Origin of the sequence: Legionella qingyii (assembly GCF_003990155.1) — a bacterium.
Classification (GTDB): domain Bacteria; phylum Pseudomonadota; class Gammaproteobacteria; order Legionellales; family Legionellaceae; genus Legionella; species Legionella qingyii.
Genome location: NZ_RZGX01000017.1, coordinates 1 through 21,762, shown reverse-complemented (window position 1 = coordinate 21,762; position 21,762 = coordinate 1). Strand labels below are relative to the sequence as shown.

The following is a 21,762-nucleotide window of genomic DNA, read 5'->3' as shown; positions in this document are numbered from 1 at the left end:
GTTTGATAATTTTTCTGTAAAACAAGGACTATGGTATAATAGGATTAAGTTATTAATTTAAAAATGATTGATGAAATACAATTTGTTGGACAAGGCTTATAAGCATTGCATGCAGCATGGCTATCGGTTTACAGAACCGAGAGAGCGTGTCCTCAAGATATTGATAGAGGAAAGAAAGCCTCTAGGTGCTTATGAAATCTTGCAAAGATTATCCACGCAAATTGAAAATCCCAAGCCGCCCACAGTCTATCGTGCGATTCAGTTTTGGCATCAAGAGGGGTTCATTCATTGTATTGATAGCCTTAAATCCTATGTTGCCTGTTTGCATGGGCATCATGTGGGACAAGCCCAATTCCTAATTTGTAACCAGTGTGATTTTGTCAAAGAATTAGAATGCATTATTGATTTCACGTGCATCACAGAATTAGCAAACTCACTTCAATTTTCAATTATCAATTGCACCACAGAAATCAAAGGATTATGTGCCCGTTGTAAACTGACAAATCGAGAAAATTAGGTCGATTATTGTCAAAAACGCTACATACGATTTCTGTTATCTGTCCAAACGTGCTTTTATCTTGACGTGGATTTTTATCATCCCAGGGAAGCTACCCATTAGTAAAATTAGTACTATGATTAAAATGGAATAATAAATAATCGAGGGAGAGAAAACATGGCAGATGAAGAAATAACAACAACTTCATGGTTTTCTCGATTAAAAGAAGCGCTCCTGGGTATTTTTATTGGTATTGCATTAATTATTGGGGCTATTGTTCTTGTATTTTGGAATGAACAACACAGTTTACATATGGCACAATCTTTGGCGCAAACAAAAAATATTCTAATTGCTGTACCCAATGCTCCCATAAATAAACAAAATAATCTTAAGGTCATTTATTTAAGTGGTTTAGCTACTACCAAAGATCATTTGGAAGACTCTTTGCTGGGGATAACCGTAAATGCTATTAGCCTTAATCGTAAGGTCGAAATGTATCAATGGAAACAAAAAACTGAAACGCGAACAGAATCACAACTAGGTGGTTCAGAAAAGCATATAACAACCTATTCTTATGATAAAGTTTGGTCGGAACGTTTAATCGATAGTTCTAATTTTAAAACTCCCGAAGGGCATCAAAATCCAAAGTCCATGCCAATTCAGTCACAGGTACATTTTGCAAAAACAGTAACTGTGGGTGATTTTTTGCTGCCTGATACTCTAGTAAAACAGATTGACATCAGTCAACCAATCAATTTGGCCCAGGTTAATCAAGAAGCCTTAAAAAATCAATTTAACAAGCCAGTGACTTTAATTAATAATGAATTGTATCTAGGGCAAGATGGTCAAAGTCCTCAGCTGGGTGATATACGTATTAATCTAACAGCTGTTGAACCGCAAACAGTGAGTATTATTGCCCAGCAAATTGGAGATACGCTGCAAGAATATCGTGCACCTGCTGGGCAAAGTGTCATTTTATTATCAACAGGCCAGCATTCCCCGGATGAAATGATTGCACAGGCTGAATCACAAAACACGTTACTCGCATGGGTCTTGCGTTTATTTTCTTTGCTCCTGTTCATTGGTGGATTCTCTCTCATCATGAAGCCACTAGTTATTATGGCCGATGTAGTTCCATTTATAGGCGCTGTTGTAGGGTTTGGTACTGGATTTGTAGCCTTTCTATTAGGTTTTAGTGTGTGGCTTGTTGCTACGGCAATTGCCTGGTTTGCTACACGACCGCTCATGTCAATTGGTTTATTAATTATTGCGGTTATTGGTAGCTACATATTGATCCTGTTAAAGACAAAAAAATCTAAACTTTCTCTGCCTGAAACGACTCATAATTAATGAGCAATGAATGTATTGTTAATTTGAGCAGAGGATATGTTATCCCGAACTTGCGTTATCATCACTTTTTTTGAAGAATTCACTGAGTATCTAAATGGGCAAATTGTTTATATAGCATCATTGCTTGTTATTTGTCATTCCCGCGCAGGCGGGAATCTATTCTTAAACTACCACTGTAGCTTGCTAGAAATAGGTTCCCGCCTGCGCGGGAACGACAGTGGGTTAAGGTTTTTTGTTATTCCAGGGACATTAGGAATTTTGTTGTTCCCGAGTGGACGTTAGGGATTTTGTTGTTCCCGAGCGGACGTTAGGGATTTTGTCATTTCCGCGAAGACATTAGAGATTGTTGTCATTCCCGCGCAGGCGGGAATCTATTCTTAAACTGCAGCTGTAGCTTGCTAGAAATAGGTTCCCGCCTGCGCGGGAACGACAGTGGGTTAAGGTTTTTTGTTATTCCAGGGACATTAGGAATTTTGTTGTTCCCGAGCGGACGTTAGGGATTTTGTTGTTCCCAAGCGGACGTTAGGGATTTTGTCATTTCCGCGAAGACATTAGAGATTGTAGTCATTTCCGCGCAGGCGGGAATCTATTCTTAAACTACCACTGTAGCTTGCTAGAAATAGGTTCCCGCCTGCGCGGGAACGACAGTGGGTTAAGGTTTTTTGTTATTCCAGGGACATTAGGAATTTTGTTGTTCCCGAGCGGACGTTAGGGATTTTGTCATTTCCGCGAAGACATTAGAGATTGTTGTCATTCCCGCGCAGGCGGGAATCTATTCTTAAACTGCCGCTGTAGCTTGCTAGAAATAGGTTTCCGCCTGCGCGGGAACGACATAAATTTTGAACAAAATGAATTATTAATGTGGACATAAATAATTAAATACTCTTTTGCATAAAAAAAGGTAACGATAACTCAGATCTCGAGCGTAGTGATGAATCCCAGAAGGCGGTATGAGTTAAAATCAGGAGCTTCTTGCCGTAAACTCCTCTGAATGATGTGATCGTGAACACTGCCTAGTCTGGATGAAAGCACATGCTGTAACAGAGAAATCTGTGTTAACAAAACCGGGATTTCGCTTTGCTTTAACAAGGCTACACTCTTAGCGCGATTAATCAAGAATGTAACCCTTAATCCTTAATAAGAGGGAGAATAAAACCTATGATTTAATGGCTTTGAATCAACTTGATGCGTTAAGTTGCTGATTTGTTGGCGTAACTCGTCAATGGTATCTTGCTGCTGTTCAATCACCGATTTTTGTTTTTCTTCTTTTGCCTGCATTCGTTTGAATAAAATGTAGAACACATAAATAGCCGTGCGTTCTTTTGCAGTGAGGCTTGCTAGTTTTTTTTGAGTTTCTTTTTGTTCGTTTGTTAATACCCCCAGTTCTTTTTCTTGTTCTGAATTTATTTTTTTTTGTGCAGCATTTTTTTCCAATAGTTCTGGTACTAAAAGAGCGTGCTGATGTTCCGTGCATATTTGTTCTGCAATGTCACTAATTCGAGCATTGGAAGTTTGTGTGCTTATATTAAAAGATCTCAAAACACTATCGTTTAAAATATCCCCTGAGTTACATAGTTCACCGCCAATATAACCATCATTTTTTAAACCAGACAACCCAATGGTCATTTCCTTAGTATCTTCAGACTTGCTGTAAGTCATTCTATAGGTTTTGTGCTTTGGTGTATCCAAAAGCTCCCTAAGATCAACAAGCAATTGAAAAATTTGATTTTTGTATTCTTCTAATTTGGCAGGCTCAAGCGAACCAGTTTTGTCTAGAAGTTCCTTTAGTGATGATATTTCATGCAAAATATAATATAAGAAGGGTCTTCGACCGCTATCGCTGCATTGCTTAATGAGCTCATTCAAGCGTATTTTAAAATGAACCTCTTTATTTTGAATGATTTCTTTAGCGCGAATTAGTGATTTTTCTCTGAGTAGCTCCTCATTAGTTTCACTAACCAATTTTTTTACTTTCGGCTGACTGTCATGATAGCGAACAATAACTGCAGTCAGGGAATAAATTAATTCTTCTAGTCTTGTCATGTAAAATTCCTTTTAAAGCTAAATCCATTAGTCTAAATCTGGAACTACATACCAACTTGATATTCCACTATATTGAATGTTTCACCAAAGTGCAAGTATTCAAAATATTAAATCTCATTAAGCAAGAACAATCTATTTTTTCTTTTTATAATAAGTTCCATCGGCATAAACATTATGACCAAAACCACAATCCGCATCAGAGCCATCTTGCTTGACAGACAACATTCCAGGCTTGATGAATGTGATGGTGATTGTACATGAGCCATATTCAGAAGAAGAATATACAGCAGTATCTCCTTTAATATTGGCCACGCCCGATAGTTCTCCTGTATTGGCTTGAAGTTCTCCATTAACCACATAAGGATATGTTAATTCGAAGGAAATATTAAGTTTCCCTCCTCCCAAGGCACGAACTGTCAGAGCATTGGAAATATCATTATGTGGTGCAGGAAGTTTCATTATGAAAGTCCCATTTACTTCTTCTTTAGAGACACTGTCCCTATGGGGTTCGGTAAAACCCGATGCCGAGTAAACAACTAATAGGCTTAATAAGGTACGTTTTATAATTTTGTGGTTCATAGTCGCGGTGATCCTGTCTTTATTTTATTAAGCTATCATAAAGCTCTCATTGGGAGGTCCGCAATTTTTTTGTGAACTAAAATAGGTTTTCGCATCTCTTTGCCAATCATGAGTCCAATTTATCAAGATAAGTCTCTCTAGTGTATCGAGCCGCAATAATAGCTATAACGACCCAAAATATAATATATAATGCAGGAGCATATTTATTTCCGGTTAACTCAACCAAGGTTAAGGAAACTAGAGGCATGGTCCCGCCGAAAGCTGCCTGACCAATATTATACCCAATAGATACGCCACTGGCGCGAATCGCGGTGGGGAACATCTCTGCAAGCATAGTAGGTACGGTGGCATTCAGTGGTGCAAGTATGATTGCTAATACGATTTCACCTATAAGGATATGCCACCAATTTCCGCTCAGAAAAAGAATAAAGAGAGGATAAATAAAAATAGAAATACCAACAGCCCCCAATAAGAAAACGGGTTTCCTGCCAAAATAATCTGATAATAAGCCCATCAATGGAATTAATATCGTTAACACCAATAGTGCTATAAAGTTAGCGACTAGAGCATCTTTTAATAAAAATCCTTCTGATTTCACGAGAAAACTTGTTATATAAGCAATGAGTAAATAGTTGCTCATTGCTAATATGCTCGTAAAAATAATGGCTAATAATAATTTACGCTGATGAACAAAAAGCACAATCTTTGCAGGAGGCTCGGTGGTATGTTTGGTATGCAAAAAGGTTTCAGGTTCAACGCTTTTAAGACGTAAATAAATTCCTATTAATCCAAGTAGCGCTCCAATTAAATAAGCCAAACGCCATCCCCAAGAGTGAAGAGTATCTTCGGTCAATAAAACACTGAGCAACGATGCGGTAAATGAACCCAAAAAAATACCAAAAAAGGCAGTACTTAATACTAAACTTCCCGCAAAACCACGTCGATGGCCGGCCATATGCTCAATGAGAAAAGTTGTCGAACCAGGAAGTTCTCCTCCCACGGCAATTCCTTGAATTAATCTAAAAAAAACAAACAATATCGGGGAAAGGATACCCAAAGAATGAAAATCTGGTACCAAAGCGATACATGCTGTGGAACCTGTCATAATCGACATCGAGAGAATCAAAGTTTTTCTTCTGCCGATATGATCGGCATAATGTCCTAATAATACCCCTCCTAATGGGCGCATAAAAAAGCCTACTGAAAATACGCCAAAGGTGAGAAGGAGAGACACAAAATAGACATTAGATGGAAAGAATATTTGCGCAAATAAAGGAGTAAAATTGGCATAAAGAAGAAAATCAAACCATTCTAAAGTATTTCCGTATAAGCCGGCAAAAATACTTTTTTTCTTCGTACGATCCATAATTGTATTTTGTTATAGTGTCCCTTAGTTCTTTATAAACTATTTTACTTTAATTTGTCTCTATTTTATTTCCAGCGATTGAATAGCCCTAATGGATGTACGCTATCGCGAAACGCTTGGGGTCTGAACATCCTTTAATAAGAGTGTCTTAGAGGGGCTTTTTAGTGAACCACGAAACAGCGAGGGAGATTTCTCATTTCCTCGTTGTTCTAAAAAGATAAACTCTTCTGAGTTAATCCAAAAAGGACTCCATGCCAATACGCCCTTTGGAGTAATCCGGATTGCTTTTTCTGAGTCAAGATCAAATGTCCATAATGCAAGTGGGGGCTCATTCCAATTCGTTCTGTGGATGTTTTCATCCATATCTACATCCATAATTAGCGTTTTTCCATTAGGAGAGACGTTGATATGCGAAGCACTGCTCATGCTTGCGTGCGGGATAATGACATTAAGGCGCCATTTTTTTATTAAATTGCCTTCAAAATCCATCCAATAAATTGTCTCCAGATCATGGCTCAAAAAAGATGTTCCATTCGCAGCCCATGCTGGACTGTATTCGTTTTGAGTATTCTTTATAATGTGATAACCACTGCCATCAGCATTGATTAATGCCAGGTGCCAATCATTGTCTATAAAGGTATTGAACAGTAGTTTTTGGCTGTCGGGCGACCACACTGGATTAAAGCTATTTGGGGAAGGGGCATTTTTCAATAAGGTGGCTTTACCTGTCTCAAGTGCAATTATTGCCAGGAAGCGGTTTTCCAGGTTATCAGCATCTGTTTATTCACTATGGAGGGTGATAACATCAGCAACGATTAAGGATGAGCTAAGGAAAGTGATACCATGAAGGAAGGAGTCAATTCATTTATTTTTTTTATAGCCCTCATTGCTGGATTTGGAGGGTTTTTATTTGGTTTTGATTCCAGCGTCATTGCGGATGTTAAAGATCAAGTTATGGCCCAATTGTCTCTTTCCGAGTGGCAATGGTCCCAGATTGTAAGCATTAGTATCCTTGGTTGCGTTCTTGGTATTCCTTTAAGTGGTTTCTTTGCTGACAGGCTAAGTCGGCGCTTCTTACTAAAAACAGTTGCAATGGGCTTTATTTTGGGGACCGCTCTATGTGCACTCACCGGTGATTTCATATGGTTATTAGCTGGTCGATTCATCATCGGCGTTTGTATTGGTATTGCTTCTTATATAGCTCCGTTGTTCATCGCGGAAATTGCTCCTCCCAATAGAAGAGGAACTTTAGTTCTGATTAATGGTTTAACGATTACTTTTGGCCAAGCTATAGCTTATTTAATCGGTTATTTCCTTCATGATTATTCGACAAACAGTTGGCGATTGTTATTTGGAATGGGAAGTATTCCTGCTTTGATTCTATTTACCGGGATGCATTTTGTTCCCCATTCTCCACGTTGGGTCATGAAGAAATATGGAGTGAATAAAACACTCAGGCTTTTACAGAGAATCCGTCCCTCCGGTTATGACATTCAAAAAGAAATCGATGAAATTCAGAGTAATTTAAAACGAATTCAACCGAATAATAACTTATTATCCAAAGCGCCAATTATTTTTGTTCTCGCTGTTGGCATTGCTTTAGGGATATTTCAGCAATTCTCGGGAATTAATGCCGTCATGTATTACGGGCCAGTGATCTTTGAATCTGTAGGCTTTTATCCTGTTACTAATGCCATTTTGGCCACTTTTTGCATGGGCGCGGTTAATTTTTTATTTACGCTACTGACATTATTTTATATCGATACCCTTGGTCGACGTTTCTTATTATTAAGCGGTACGATGATCGCTGCATTGAGTCTCTTTGTGGTTTGCTTGTTATTTAATACACCATTACCAGGTCAAAAATTTTGGATATTGGGGGCTTTATCAGTATACGTGATGGGTTATTGCATTAGTGTCGGATCTTTATTTTGGGTTTTAATCTCCGAAATCTATCCTTTATCCGTGCGTGGCCTGGCGATGAGCATTGCCACTGTGGTGCAATGGGGCGCTAATTTTGTAGTCTCTATATCTTTTTTGACGATTTACCAAAATTTAGGCGAGGCGCTTTCTTTTGCCATATTTGGTTCATTATGCTTGATGGCCTTTTTCTTTATTTATCATTTTGTACCTGAAACAACAGGAATTTCTTTAGAAAAAATAGAAAAAAATTTACTAGCAGGTAAAAAAATCAGGGACATCGGCAAGCCAGTATCAGCAATAAAAACAAATGAATTTGAATTAGTGAGAGAGTAAAAATGGAAAATGAAAATGAACAAAGAAGATGTCGTATAGGAATCATTGGTGCCGGACGAATCGGTAAATTACATGCAGAGAATATCAAAAATTATTTACCACAATTTGAGCTACAAGCCATCGCCGATCCTTATTTGAATAAAGCGTGGGCCGATAAATGTTCTATTGCCGGCCAATACACCCATTTTGAAGAAGTACTGTTTCATCCAAATTTGGATGCGATTTTGATTGCTTCACCTTCGAATTTACATGTGCAGCAGATTAAAGCAGCAAGTGAAGCTGGGAAAGCGATATTTTGTGAAAAACCAATTGGCTTGAATGAAGAAGAAATTTTGGATGCGTTACATACAGTGCAGGCGAATAATACGTTATTGCAGCTTGGTTTTAATCGACGTTTTGATCCCAGTTTTGCGTATCTACAAAAGCAGGTGCAAGCAGGTGAAATTGGAGCAGTGCATCTGGTTAAGATTACCTCTCGTGATCCTGTTTGTCCTCCTAAAGAATATTGCGCTACCTCCGGTGGTATATTTATGGATATGACCATTCATGATTTTGATATGGCGCGTTTTCTAACCCAATCAGAAGTTGTTGAGGTCTATGCAACCGGAGCAGTTCTTATTAATCCTGATTTTGAGGCATTAGATGATGTCGATACGGCGATCATCCAAATGCGTTTTGCCAACGGTGCTTTGGGAGTAATCGATAATAGTCGTCAGGCCGTTTATGGATACGATCAACGCATTGAAGTCTTTGGTAAAGAAGGAATGTTACTGGCAAACAATCAATTGAAACATTCAGTGATGCATTACGCCAATACGTTCACAGAACAAGCCAATCCGGAATATTTTTTCCTTGAGCGCTATCATCAGGCATTTAGGGCAGAGTTAACTTCATTTTATGATGCCTGGCGGCATAATCAACCAAGTCCTGTGTCTGGGAGAGATGGGTTGCTCGCTTTACGCATAGCTCAAGCAGCGAAACAATCGCTAGTAACCAAATTACCTGTTTTTTTGAGTTGAGGACGGCATGATTCATCAATCATTTTATTTTGATGCAACAAGACCTGTAGATTTGATTTGCATGGGGCGTGTGGCAGTTGATCTTTATGCAGAGCAAATTGGCCTTGCACTGAGCGAGGCCCAGAGTTTTAAAAAATACTTAGGCGGCTGTGCGGGAAATATCGCTGTAGGCGCGGCTCGCCTTGGCCTGAATTGTATGATGTTTTCTTGTATTGGCCAGGATGAGATGGGGCGTTTTTTAAAAAACGAACTCGAAAGTGAAGGAGTCAATACGAATTTATTGCAAGAAACTGCCCATCATTTAACTGGCCTTGTTTTGCTAGGTATTAAGCCGCCGCATGAGTTTCCTTTAATGTTTTATCGCACTGATTGTGCGGATATGCAAATTAAGTCGCATCAAATAAACCAAAATATATTGCAGCAGGCAAAAGCTATTTTAATTACAGGCACGGGTTTATCCACAGAAGCGATGCTACAAACTACTGAAGAAGTTGTACAACGTGCACGAAAAGCCGAAACTGCAGTCGTTCTTGATCTGGATTATCGTCCAGTTCTTTGGGGATTAACTGCATTGGGAGATGGAGAAACTCGATATCTCCAGAGCCAAAACGTGAGTAAAACCTATCAACACATTTTGCCTTTTTGTGATTTAATTGTTGGTACGGAAGAGGAAATTTGTATTGCCGGTGGGTGCGATGAAGTGGATAGCGCATTACAGAAAATAAGGGGGTTAACTCAAGCTCCTGTAGTGATAAAACAAGGTGAAAAAGGATGTGAAGTTAATTTTGCCCACAGCAGCCAGAACCTGCCAACTAAACCGTTTCCTGTTGAAGTACTTAATGTACTTGGTGCTGGGGATGGATTTATGGCCGGTCTTTTATCTGCTCTTTTACGAGGACAAACTTGGGAGGTTGCTACTACTTATGCAAATGCAAGTGGTGCTTTAGTCGTCACGCGTCATGGTTGTGCTCCGGCTATTCCTTATAAAGAAGAACTCGAGTATTTTATTCACCATTTTGATGAACATCCGCGGATTTGGAACAGTGCTCATTTAACGCAATTGCACCAAAAGAAAGCGCATCCCCAGGTGCTTATTAAGAATCCACAAGGGTTCCCTAACGGATTCAATTCGATTGTCACCATAAATCCTTTATCGAATGACAGCATGAATTTTAGCTCAATTAAATTAACTGCAGGACAGAACTATTTATTTAATGAGCATTATGAATTTGCGGCGCTATTAATGACGGGAAGCGTAGAATTTCATTTTGCGCATCAACGTCAACGCGTCGCGCGATACGATTATTTTTCTCAAGAACCTATAGTCCTACATTGCCCATCAGGCCAAATAGCGGCTGTTGAAGCGTTGACTGATTGTGAAATTCTATTGATTGAAACTGAGAATGATGCTTCATTTGCTCCTTTATTATTTAATCAGTCGAATCTTTTGGAGTTGGATAATCGAGGAAAAGACATTTTAGACGATAGCTCGTATCGCATCGTAAGGACTGTATTTGATAAGCGCAACAGACCTGAGTCAAATTTGGTTGTTGGCGAAATTATTACCTTCCAAGGGAGATGGTCAAGTTATCCCTCCCATTATCACGATCAACCTGAAATCTATCATTACCGTTTTTCAGAACCACAAGGCTATGCGTTTGGTGAACATGGGAAAGAGGTTTTACGTATCGAGAATTATGATACTTATCGAATCGCGAATGCTCAGACCCATGCGCATTGTGCTGCCCCTGGGTATGCTCTTTATACACTTTGGTTTATACGTCATTTAAAAGATAACCCGTACATGACGCCAACCTTTATCAAAGAGCATGAATGGACGAGAACACATAAGGCAAATAACCGGGTATGGAAAAATAATAATCTTATAGGACAGCTTTCATGAAGATTAGATTGACAATGGCTCAGGCCTTATTGAGATTTTTAGCAAATCAATATGTAGTGTTGGATGATAAATCACATCAGTTTGTTGCAGGCATATTTGGAATTTTTGGGCATGGCAATGTGACTGGTATAGGCGAGGCTCTTGAATACGACAATTATGGTTTGACTTATTATCAAGGGCATAACGAACAAGGAATGGCTCATGCAGCGACAGCATATGCGAAACAAAAAAATAGATTAAGTATTTTTGCTTGTACCTCTTCCATAGGTCCAGGTGCGACCAATATGATTACTGCAGCAGCTACCGCCACAACCAATAGAATTCCTTTATTGTTACTACCAGGCGATATATTCAGTTGCAGACAACCAGATCCTGTATTACAACAACTTGAAGCATCACACGACTATACTCTATCTGTTAATGACTGCTTCAAACCGGTGAGTAAGTATTGGGACCGAATTAATCGCCCAGAGCAGTTGATGACGGCGTGCATCAATGCCATGAGAGTGCTCACCGATCCTGTCGAAACCGGTGCTGTCACTTTATGTTTGCCGCAGGATGTGCAATCTGAAGCCTATGATTATGAAGATTCCTTTTTTGCAAAACGGTTTTGGCACATTGATAGAGCGCCGGTGGTTGAACGTGCTCTTGAGGAAGCAACGCAACTTATTCTTAAAGCCAAAAAGCCTTTCATTATTGCCGGAGGGGGCGTGCATTATTCATTGGCGGCTGATGTGTTATCGCAATTTGCTGAACATCATAAAATCCCTGTTGCGGAAACCCAGGCTGGTAAAAGTGCTTTGCCAGCCAGTCATTCCATGAATGTGGGCGGAGTAGGTGTTACGGGTTCTGAAGTAGCGAATGTTTTGTGCGCACAAGCTGATGTGATTTTAGTGATTGGTTCACGCCTGCAAGATTTTACCACCGCGTCTAAATGGGGTTTTAAAAATCAAGAATGCCAAATTATTCATCTCAATGTTTCTCGTTTTGATGCAATCAAAATGAATGGTTTGATGTTGAAAGGAGATGCAAAAACAGGCTTGGAGCAATTAGGAAGGAAATTGGGCGCGTATCAAACACCCCAAGAATATCAGCAACAGGTGCGGCACTATCAAAATGAATGGCAGCAGGAGGTAAAACGCATTGGTGCTTCGCCCCAGGTAGCAGAAGGTGGGTTATCACAAATTAAGGTCTTAAGTCTATTAAATGAGATGGTGACTGAAGAGGATGTCATTATCTGTGCCGCGGGCAGTTTGCCCGGTGATTTGCACCGTCTTTGGAATTCCAAAAAGCCTAAAGATTATCATCTGGAATACGCTTACTCTTGCATGGGCTACGAAGTCGCAGCGGGTTTAGGGGTACGACTGGCGAAAGAAAATACTCCTGGTAACGTATATGTCTTGGTGGGTGATGGCAGCTTTGTGATGATGCATTCTGAACTGCTGACGAGTATTCAAGAGCGTAAAAAAATGACCATTATCATTTTTGATAATCATGGTTTTCAATGCATTAGAAACTTGCAAGAAAGTCAGGGTAGCCAAGGATTTGGTAATGAGTTTCGCTATCGGGAGGCTAAAACCAATAAGTTATCCGGGGATTATTTACCGATTGATTTTTGTAAATATGCCGCCGGACTCGGCGCTAAAACTTTTTTTGTCGATTCTTATGAGCAACTGGCTGTTGCTATGGATGCGGCTCACAATGAACAACAATCCTCCGTGATTGTCGTACCGATACTGCCTAAAACCATGAGTAATGGCTATCAAACCTGGTGGCGCGTCGCGGTTGCAGAAATATCCAATTCTAAAGAAGTAACCAAGGCGCATCACGTGATGCAGGAACAATTAAAACAGGTTAAAGAATATTAAGGAAAAGATGTATGCATATTAAACTGGGAATAGCACCAATTAATTGGTGCAATGATGATGATCCTGAGTTGGGCAAGGAAATTAGTTTTGAACAATGCATTAAAGAAATGTCAGAAGCAGGTTATGTGGGGACAGAACTTGGTAATAAATATCCTCGTGAGGTTTCTGTTTTAAAAAAGGCGTTAAATGAGCGTAGATTGCAGTTATCTAGTGCTTGGTTCAGTACTTATTTTACCGAGTCTACGCAATATGAGCATACTTTATCGCGATTTATGGAGCATTTAAGTTTCATGCGAGCGATGGGCGCATCGTTTATCAATGTTTGTGAATGCGGCCATTCCATTCAAGGAACACAACAGCCTGTTTTAAGTCCGCAAAAACCTGAATTTAGTGAGGCACAGTGGGGAAAACTGATTCAGGGATTACATGCCATTGGCCGTATTGCTTATGATTTTAATATGCGTCTTGTTTATCACTATCATGCAGGAACGGGGGTTTTTTATGAGCATGAAATCGATTATTTAATGGAAAATACAAGCCCGCAATTGATTTCTTTATTGCTTGACACAGGGCATGCCGCGTTGGCGAATATTGATTCGCTTGATTTAATCAATAAATATAATGATCGCATTTTGTATGTTCATTTAAAGGATATTCGTGCTGAAGTTCTTAGCCGAGTGAAGAACGAACATATGAGTTTTATGGATGCAGTACGTGCTGGGGTATTTACTGTTCCTGGAGATGGTGCCATTGACTTTCTCTCCATCATTAAGATGCTGCAAAAAAATCAATATTCCGGTTGGATGATCGTTGAGGCGGAACAAGATCCCGAAAAAGCGCCTCCACTTGCGTACGCGCGAAAAGCCTTTGATTTTTTGCAGCAAAACCTAAAAAGTGAATAAAACTCCAGAACGAATGTTATTGAAGGTGCATGACCAGGGATTATTTACACACTAATCCCTGCTCCGCCCTGCCATCAAATTCGCTCATTAAAAGATCAATTTTTTGTCCTAAATGATTCTTCCCTACTATTTGTTCGGAGGCTTTATAAAGATAAGCCATGAAATTATAACTTGTTGTATTTCCTTCTGATTGGCGTCGTTGTATTTTTTGCTCTTCCGAACGCATGCTCTTTAATAACGCCTTCATCAACTCCTGATAGCTGGTATCATCTTCCTTCATGTTAAATCGAGAACAGAGGTCCCCTACGCTTTGGATATACTTAAAGATCAATTGTTTTTTTGCATCAAAAATATCTCTATCCACTTTATTGACCGCAATGTCAAATTCTCTTTCAAGAATATATTCATACAAGATAAATGAAAATTGACAAACCCAGGGAACATTTCTCTCGTTGCTAAAGGACGATTTATCTTTAATGTCAGTAATGAGAGTAGGGCTACTTTCAAACAGGTTACGTAAGGCTTGAATAAAATTGATTAGACTGCTATTAAAAAGGGTTTCATAAAGATCCGTGGTAAATTCTGTCTTGAATTCTTTATTGTATTCTTTGACTGCCGATTTAACTTCTTTTAGATTCAGATTGATTTCTTTTAAAACGCGTTCAAAATAGTCAAGATGATTATTATCATTAACTTCTATTTCTTTAATTTTTTTGATTAAACATTTAGCAAAATCATTCCTTTGAACCAATAATTCCGCTTCTTTACCTTTATAGGTTTTTTCATCCGCTTGCGATTGATAGGTTTCCAATATTTTTTGACAATAACGGTCTGTCATATCCTTAAAAATGCCCATTATCCCTCTCTTCTTTAGTTAGCCAGAAAAATCCTCAAAATTACATTCTGTTTTCGAGGACGTCCATTCTTCCGTTCACAGCATTACTTTCAAAATCACTAATGTCAAAATGATAGGCCAATGAAAAATACGGTTTATTTTTCAACAACAGCCTTTTTTTCTAAATGCGATATCTTATGTCGTCATTATAAAAAATATAATTTCTACGAAGTTTTCATAACGAATTGTTCAATTTGATCTGCAGGAATTTAGAATTCAAAATGAAGCCATGAAAATAGTTAAGATAATCATAGTGATTAATATTAACTCATTGTGAGCTATAGTAAAAGTTATTTTCTTGAGTAAAAAAATTCTCGTTTTGGTGCCGAAGAATTGACGGGGAAGTCTAGATTTTAATCGATATGATTTTAGTTCTTTGCTCAAGATTCAATTCATTAGGGCGTGTTAACAATTCATTCCCTAGTTAAGTGACAAAGAGTTTGCTTATCGTGAGAAGTTGAACAAAAAAAATCTAAACCATTATTAAGCCTATCAAACTAAAGGGAAGGCCATCAGTGCCAATTGTTGCATTCTTTTTTAAAAATAATCTGTAACTCCCCTGGTTATCCCTTGTTTAAGTAATTTTAAACCTAAATGTTCAACTATAATTAAGATTATAAGCGCGATGTGGAGCAACCTAGTATTTTTTAATGTGATAAAAAATAATAAATTTTCTTCAAACACGAATACATTCCAGGTGTTTGCTCATTAAAAAATACAGTTTTTATTTGAGGCTCTTATGGGATATGCACTATTGGATTTTTTAGATTATGGTAGTGATGGACAAGCCACATTTTATGCAACCATTGAAGGAAAAAAGGCCAATTCCTATCAGGATTATTTACTTGTTTTAGATAGCGTTACGCGTATCAGTCAAAATGAAGAGGATGCTCCCTTATCACCAGCGCATGTGAGAAATTTGGCAAAAATGCTGTTGCAAAAATTCCAAGCGCATCTTCGAAAGATGCAAAACGATTGGCACGATAAAAACAACCCTCAACTATATACAGTAGCGAAACAGCTGGAAGCGTTTGCTTATCTAACAGGAGAACAAGAGGCAATTAAAAAAATACTTATAGAATTCCCCTTATTGAATTCTATAAAGTGTGATTATGAAGCTTATAGGGATGAAAACTTTTTAAATAATTTTTTAAATGAGGAGGATACGCTTAAATTTAAGAATTTCGATCGTAATTTACTTGCATTACAAATGATGATTCGCGTATTGGATCCCCGTTATATCAATCAACGAGATGAGCAGGTCTGCGGCGTTAATGCTTTTGTACACAATCTCGCCTTATTTAATCCCTTGAAATACGTACAAATCGTATCACAGCTTGTTTCAAAAGGCGTGTGTGATCTTAAAGAATTTGCTGGCAAAGAAGGCATATTGCGCATTGAAGTAACTGACGCGGTTGCAAATAAAAAAAGTGACCAGGGAGATACTATTCGAGATGTCGATCATGTCATTTTAAATGGGATCCGTTCTTCGGAAAATTCTATTGCTCGCTATAGTGAAGAAGGTGCAGAACTGGCCAAGCAGCTCTTTGGCGTTACGACCCACCAGGAAATCAACCGGTGGATGAAACAGGCAGGTTATCACCATGTGCAAAATATTCCCATCCATAATCGGGAAGCAATAAAGCAATTACAACTCCTCATCCAGGATGGTTACAAGGTTGGTTTTGCGGGTACAGGAGATCTTGCTTCTTATATTCTTGATCCAGAGGATGGTGTTCCTGAGAGTAAAAATCTAATACAACGCTTTATGGATGGTCATTTTTTTATTATTAGAAATATCGAGTATGATGAACAAAACGATGAGGTAAATGTCCGCATTATGACTTGGGGGCGGGAAGAATCAGCATCCATTCCGTTTGATGTATGGAAAAAGAACATAGGGCTTGTTGGCACGGCGGTTGTTGGTCAAGACCCCTACATGAACTTTATGTTCCGTGCTCGCGCTCGAGAGATAGATGATTTGCAACATAGCACTTATTGCTCTCCTGAAGCCTATTGTTTGAATGTAAAGAATATCATCGGAGCTACGCCTGGATATGAAAAAATTAATAAATTATTGAGTCAGGCGTTTAAGCATGAGAATGGAGTAACCTGGTATCAAGCAGCCAAAGAAATACAAGATATGATCCAGGAATTACCTAAAGAAAAAGCGCTGATGATCCCCTCAAAAATATCGATTATTCCCAATGTTACATCGGAGATTAAAACGGAGTTTGACCGGATTCATCATCTACATAGTCGTACCCAGAAAATTATGGCTTTAGAACGTCTTGGAACCCAAGATAATATTGAAGTTCAGCGACAATTAATGCCATTGTATGCACAATCAGGCCAATGGGAGAAGATAAGAGGTCTCTTAGCGAATGTAGAGGGTTACAGTCGCACGGATAGGGAAATAATCTATGAAAGCCTGGAACTAGGATGTTGTCTTGTACTTGGAGACGTAAAAGTCCCCAAAGATATAGCGGAATTGGTAGAAGAAAATACAAAATTTAATTTTAAAGCCAAGGATTTAATCCGAGTATTAAGTGAAATTACCGGGATACCTAAAGGGGGAGCTTTTACCTACGGCATTCGAAGCAGATTGTTAGAGGTAGTTAATCATAGGCTTGAGGAAGAAGGAAAAGAAAAGGTTCGTAGTCTTAGTGAGGTTATTTTATATAAGAAGGATATCTTTAATTTAGTGTCGTTACTGGATAAAGAAATCCTTGGTATGGACCCGTCCCATGATGTTATGAAAAAAGAGCAACTGAAGAAATTTTGTAATGTACTTGTGGGTAGAATTGAAAACAAAGACTCATTACAAGATCAGGTTGATTTACATTGTGCTTCAAGCCTAAAGCACAAACTACCCAGAGTTTTAAGAAAAGTATCTGAGTTTTTTTTAAAAGTAGCTTCTATTTTTGATAAAAATATCATAACCAAAGGTGTTGCAAAGATTAAGAGTTTTAAAGAAGAGATCAACAATAATAGAGAAAATGATAAGCAAGAACAATTGGGCTCAAGTGTAATGCCAAACTCAATGCCGTCTTAATTCCTTTTATATCAAACCTAAAGTGCACCTGGAATGCAAGAGTTATAAGGAATAATAAGGTTTGGTAGCTCTTGCTTCTATGTGTTCAGTGAATTTGCTGAAGGAATTTTGGAAGTGCTCGGGTAAATCTAGGGATATTAGCATTTTATCAATTCTTTGGAGATTAGGTAAAATCTCATTAAGGACTGTTGCATCGATTTCTTCTCCACTATCCAGATCGTTACTATTTCTAATTGCAATAAATAACTGAGCTATTTTAGATGGTACGAGCATTAATAAAGTTTGTAATGTATCTTCATCATTCGACCCCTCTCTAGGATTTTTCAATTGTTCGACGATGTTTTCTATTTTTTTGAATTGATAAGATGGAATTTTGCTTAAGTTAATTAGATTTGTTAAGGAATAATTCAAATAATTAAATTGTTCAATTTTTAGCACTCGTTCAACAATTTTATCCTCTTCGCTGAACTCCTCTGCTGTCTCGGCCTTAAGAATGTAACTTACAAAAGTTTCCAAATCAGATTCAGAATAACTTCGGGCTAAGCCTAGATAATAAAGATCGCGAATCGCTCGACTCCCTGGCTCTGCGCTGAGGTGGCCAGTTCTATTAAATAATTTGTGTTCTTTACGAAGTGAATTTTCACAAAGAGTTCCACCTTCAATGGTCCAATACTCCTCAGCCGAAGGACCATAACTATACATGGACTTTGTAGGATATAAAGTTTCCATCAAGGGATCATCTCTATATTTCGGTCCCTGGAAAAAAGGTCCAAAATTATCTCTGGCTTTGCCTGTAAGATTGTGCAGAGCGTGAATAAGTTCATGACCTAATAAAATAAATGGCGGGCCAATATCAGTTAGCCCCTTGCCAGCTGAGGCATAGACCTCCAAATTCAATGAAGAAACTTTATCATTATAGCGATAATCTACACCAATACGCACTGTTCCAGAACCGACTCCGCGAAGGGTCTCCCTTTTAAAAATCGTTTTAAAATCTTGCTCAGGTGTTATCGATTTTCTGGAAAATTCCGGGCTTGTTTTTGCGAGTCCTCCTGCAGCCATTGAACATTCAAAATTATTGCTGGGCTTTAAGATTAATTGAGCTTCCTTCGTTGTTAGCAAATAATTTAGTTTTACAATCAACTTTATTCCTTCCGGTCTGGAAGCAATTTGCATTAAGAGTGAGTTAATGAAATTAAATTCTTCGCTAGTTAGTGAATTATTTTTATTTATATTAGTGAGTAGTTGGTAAAAATTGGTTCGCACAATTTCCTTGGGTTCTTTTTCTTTTAATTCGGGAAGAATGTATTGGTTGTTTAATGAAATTTCTTGTTCATCATGAATATAGAGCGCCGAAATTGCATATAAATTATTTGTTAAATCATTATGGACAACTTGTAAGTCCCTCAAGATATTTTTTATCGCGAGAATTTTTTTGAAAAATATAATTTGCTCTTCTTTCGATGCTTCGGGGTTAAATTTTGCATATTGCGCTTCGATTGCTTCGTATGCCGCATGATTTAACTGATCAATATACGCGGCTTGTTGCATTAAATCATGCTCATAGTCCCGCGGAAGCTCACTTTGATGCTTAATGCCCAACTCAGATAATTGTTGGGAAATAGCCTTAATTTTATTTGCCATGATCAAAACAAAATCAATTGGGGTTATTTATATTATAGGTGATTAAAATTTGACTATCCTGGGGGAAAGGAATAATCGATGATGCTTCTTGCAGAAGAAATATTAATTAGCGCAGGGAAAATGTAATGAGGAGACGTTTGGATTAAATACACGTTCTATACTTATGAAAAACCATTACTTTTTTTGGAACCGCGATGCACGAAAATTTTATGTCTACCTTGTTGAGTCCTATCACGTTGCTGTTTCTTGTTGAGGCTTTTTTCTTAATTTTTGTTACTGCATTTGTTTGGAATATTTTTCTTAATATGCAATACACCAATTTTTTATTTCAGTCGTTTAATAAAACACACAATGTATCTGCCATATTATTGAAGTCAGTACTCTTTGTTCCCATTGTACTTATTGGATTGATCGCTGAGTATGAATGGTCGTTGTTAACCCATGCGAATTTCTTTCCTTTAATCAGTTCCCCATTTGTACGCTTTAATTTTGTTGGGTTTATTGTTTCTCTAAGTGCATTAATTTTTATTAAAAACCTGGATAAAAAAGAAAGGGCCTCAAAATTTGAGGTTTCTATATTTTTTGTCACTTATATTCTGGTTTTGTATCTATTTTATTTAATCATTCTTATGGGGACAGTTATAATCCGTTTGAATGCATTTCCTGATGGATTTCTTAGAAGTCATTCTTATCCAGTGGCGCAACGAATAAACCTCTATGTTCTTGGTGCATTATTCTTGGTTCATTTGCTTGTTGTTTTCCTTGCGGTATCTGTTAAGACATTGCAGCGAGTTTTGCTCTTATTGACCTATACTATTGCCCTTGCTGCTGCCTATTCAATGGTGTTTTAAAAAACGGTTTGTTCCTAAGCGAAGAAAATCACTGGAGACTCAGTGAGAGCCTCCTTTTATCATGATAATTATGATGTTTATAGATAGTTATTTAATGATTTAAAATCTTGATCAAATTCGTCATCCTTTTCGAATTCCTCTTCAGTTGCATTGAGGCCTGTTAATTGCCTTTGTTGATAGGCCAGCATTAGTCCATAAATACTATTCGAGAGCGGGGGAGAAAACATGCCTGTTTTAGGTGCTTCAATTAACTCAATTCCTTGTTCAGCAAGCTTCGCAAGCGTATCGATTTTTATTTCATTAATAAGCGTTCCTGCTTTTCTTAGTAGTTCAATTTTAAGCAAGGGTATTTGGGCTAAGTTTATGGTTTTAAACTTATCTATTTCGGTCTTGATAAGACCAGTAAATTCTTTCTTAATTTCTAATGTGCTATACATAGTCGAATAGGTATATTGATCTGCATAGAGTAGTCCGGAGATAGTCTTGATCAAGGCATGCCAACTACGATCATGCAGCATCCATAATATGGGATTGTTAGGAAATTCTTTATAGCCATTTTGTAAATGAACTGCCCCAGACTCCAATAACTCAACCAATTTATTTGCGAGCAAATTAATATCTTTTTCAAATTGATTTAAGCCGTTATGTACTTTCTCTGCTCGAAGCAAGCCGGTGATTTCTTTTTTTATTGTCTTTATTTGTTTATGTAAAGAAATTAAATCGGCTTCTTCATTAAATTGTCGCTTCAAATAATGCGCTGACTCAATGTAGTTTTGAAGCGGTTCTGTTTGTATACTTGGGTGACGATAGATAGAAAAATAGAGCTCGCAAACGCCCAAACACACTCGGTAAGCCCCCAAGGCACAAGCAAATTGTTGCATAAAGGCTTGTGCTTCGGGAGTATAGTTTTTTTCGGGTTTAAAGAGGTATACACCGTCTTGTTTATGAAACTCTAAGGGTAAGCCACTTGCTAAAACGTGAGTATCAAAAGCGGCTACAAGACGCGGGTTTTCTGCTGAATCCATAATTGATTCTGCAGTCGCTACTAATATACGTTCATCAGCCAAGCATTGTTCCATAGCATCACGAACCATATTGAAGCTAAAAACTTGTTCTTCTCCCTGAGCAACTTCGGTGAGTTTTTGGGTGCGCCCCTCATTAAAAAAATAGTTCTTTAATAAGTTCCTTATTTCAAACATCACTTTGCGATAGTGTTCAAGACGGGTAAAAATTGGCTGAGTTGCCTTGTTTATTTCTTGTCGGTGGAGCTCGAGTTTTTCTTCCATAGTATCTCCTTCTATATCCTTTAATGGTTTAATTTCTACAGTGCGCTAGGTTCGGTGTCAAGGTGTTTAATTTTTTCGATAAAATTTAATACTTTTTTAATTGTTAAAAGAAATGGTGATGCACATGATGTGTGTATTCCGGAGCGAAATGATCACCAATTCCGGCCGCATTTGATCGCAGATTCCGGAAACACTTGATCAGAGATTCCGGCATTACTTGATCACCGATTCCGGAGCATTTGATCAGTG

General features: G+C 38.1%; 16 protein-coding genes. 9 read left to right on the top strand and 7 right to left on the bottom strand.

Going from position 1 to position 21,762, the window contains the following annotated elements:
- Positions 1–70 precede the first annotated feature (70 nt).
- The gene (locus tag ELY20_RS12540) at positions 71–517 is read left to right on the top strand and encodes a Fur family transcriptional regulator (RefSeq protein WP_110142883.1); all 447 of its coding nucleotides are present in this window, start codon (positions 71–73) and stop codon (positions 515–517) included.
- 156 nt (positions 518–673) lie between these two features.
- The gene (locus ELY20_RS12535) at positions 674–1,846 is read left to right on the top strand and encodes a TMEM43 family protein (RefSeq protein ID WP_110142884.1); all 1,173 of its coding nucleotides are present in this window, start codon (positions 674–676) and stop codon (positions 1,844–1,846) included.
- A 1,134-nt stretch (positions 1,847–2,980) separates the two neighbouring features.
- Here the strand turns inward: ELY20_RS12535 and ELY20_RS12530 are convergent.
- The 4 genes from ELY20_RS12530 to ELY20_RS12515 all read right to left on the bottom strand — a co-directional run bounded on the left by ELY20_RS12530 (position 2,981) and on the right by ELY20_RS12515 (position 6,509).
- Positions 2,981–3,889 carry a hypothetical protein gene (locus ELY20_RS12530; protein WP_126955583.1) on the bottom strand — a complete coding sequence of 303 codons (909 nt, stop codon included), beginning with the start codon at positions 3,887–3,889 and terminating at the stop codon, positions 2,981–2,983.
- A 132-nt stretch (positions 3,890–4,021) separates the two neighbouring features.
- A complete protein-coding gene (locus tag ELY20_RS12525) occupies positions 4,022–4,468 on the bottom strand; it encodes a hypothetical protein (protein WP_233590592.1) in 447 nt (148 codons plus the stop codon).
- Between the two features lie 106 nt (positions 4,469–4,574).
- Entirely contained in the window at positions 4,575–5,834 is a 1,260-nt protein-coding gene (locus ELY20_RS12520; protein ID WP_110144131.1) for an MFS transporter, read from the bottom strand.
- A gap of 102 nt (positions 5,835–5,936) precedes the next feature.
- The gene (locus tag ELY20_RS12515; RefSeq protein WP_233590591.1) at positions 5,937–6,509 is read right to left on the bottom strand and encodes a TolB family protein; all 573 of its coding nucleotides are present in this window, start codon (positions 6,507–6,509) and stop codon (positions 5,937–5,939) included.
- 168 nt (positions 6,510–6,677) lie between these two features.
- Here ELY20_RS12515 and ELY20_RS12510 point away from each other — a divergent pair, with 168 nt between their 5' ends.
- The 5 genes from ELY20_RS12510 to iolE are packed head-to-tail and all read left to right on the top strand — an operon-like array spanning position 6,678 to position 13,782.
- A complete protein-coding gene (locus ELY20_RS12510) occupies positions 6,678–8,090 on the top strand; it encodes a sugar porter family MFS transporter (protein ID WP_110144133.1) in 1,413 nt (470 codons plus the stop codon).
- Positions 8,091–8,092: 2 nt separating this feature from the next.
- Entirely contained in the window at positions 8,093–9,109 is a 1,017-nt protein-coding gene (iolG, locus tag ELY20_RS12505) for an inositol 2-dehydrogenase (protein ID WP_110144134.1), read from the top strand.
- Between the two features lie 7 nt (positions 9,110–9,116).
- Positions 9,117–11,012, top strand: a complete 1,896-nt coding sequence (iolC, locus tag ELY20_RS12500) for a 5-dehydro-2-deoxygluconokinase (protein ID WP_110144135.1) — start codon at positions 9,117–9,119, stop codon at positions 11,010–11,012.
- Positions 11,009–12,880 (top strand): 3D-(3,5/4)-trihydroxycyclohexane-1,2-dione acylhydrolase (decyclizing), encoded by a 1,872-nt coding sequence (gene iolD, locus ELY20_RS12495; protein WP_110144136.1) that lies wholly within the window; start codon positions 11,009–11,011, stop codon positions 12,878–12,880. Before iolC ends, iolD begins: the two co-directional genes overlap by 4 nt.
- A gap of 11 nt (positions 12,881–12,891) precedes the next feature.
- The gene (gene iolE, locus ELY20_RS12490) at positions 12,892–13,782 is read left to right on the top strand and encodes a myo-inosose-2 dehydratase (RefSeq protein WP_110144137.1); all 891 of its coding nucleotides are present in this window, start codon (positions 12,892–12,894) and stop codon (positions 13,780–13,782) included.
- Between the two features lie 40 nt (positions 13,783–13,822).
- On the opposite strand, the gene ELY20_RS12485 is transcribed toward iolE, so the two are convergent.
- Positions 13,823–14,638, bottom strand: coding sequence for a hypothetical protein (locus ELY20_RS12485; protein WP_110144138.1), 816 nt, complete (start codon positions 14,636–14,638; stop codon positions 13,823–13,825).
- A gap of 778 nt (positions 14,639–15,416) precedes the next feature.
- Between ELY20_RS12485 and ELY20_RS12480 the strand changes: the two genes are divergently transcribed.
- Positions 15,417–17,732 (top strand): hypothetical protein, encoded by a 2,316-nt coding sequence (locus ELY20_RS12480; RefSeq protein WP_110144139.1) that lies wholly within the window; start codon positions 15,417–15,419, stop codon positions 17,730–17,732.
- A 42-nt stretch (positions 17,733–17,774) separates the two neighbouring features.
- On the opposite strand, the gene ELY20_RS12475 is transcribed toward ELY20_RS12480, so the two are convergent.
- Complete coding sequence (locus ELY20_RS12475; RefSeq protein WP_110144140.1) at positions 17,775–19,376, bottom strand: hypothetical protein; 1,602 nt, start codon at positions 19,374–19,376, stop codon at positions 17,775–17,777.
- Between the two features lie 194 nt (positions 19,377–19,570).
- Here ELY20_RS12475 and ELY20_RS12470 point away from each other — a divergent pair, with 194 nt between their 5' ends.
- Complete coding sequence (locus ELY20_RS12470) at positions 19,571–20,227, top strand: hypothetical protein (RefSeq protein ID WP_110144141.1); 657 nt, start codon at positions 19,571–19,573, stop codon at positions 20,225–20,227.
- 77 nt (positions 20,228–20,304) lie between these two features.
- On the opposite strand, the gene ELY20_RS12465 is transcribed toward ELY20_RS12470, so the two are convergent.
- Positions 20,305–21,513: a hypothetical protein gene (locus tag ELY20_RS12465; RefSeq protein WP_110144142.1), complete on the bottom strand. Its 1,209-nt coding sequence runs from the start codon at positions 21,511–21,513 to the stop codon at positions 20,305–20,307.
- Between the last annotated feature and the right edge of the window lie 249 nt (positions 21,514–21,762).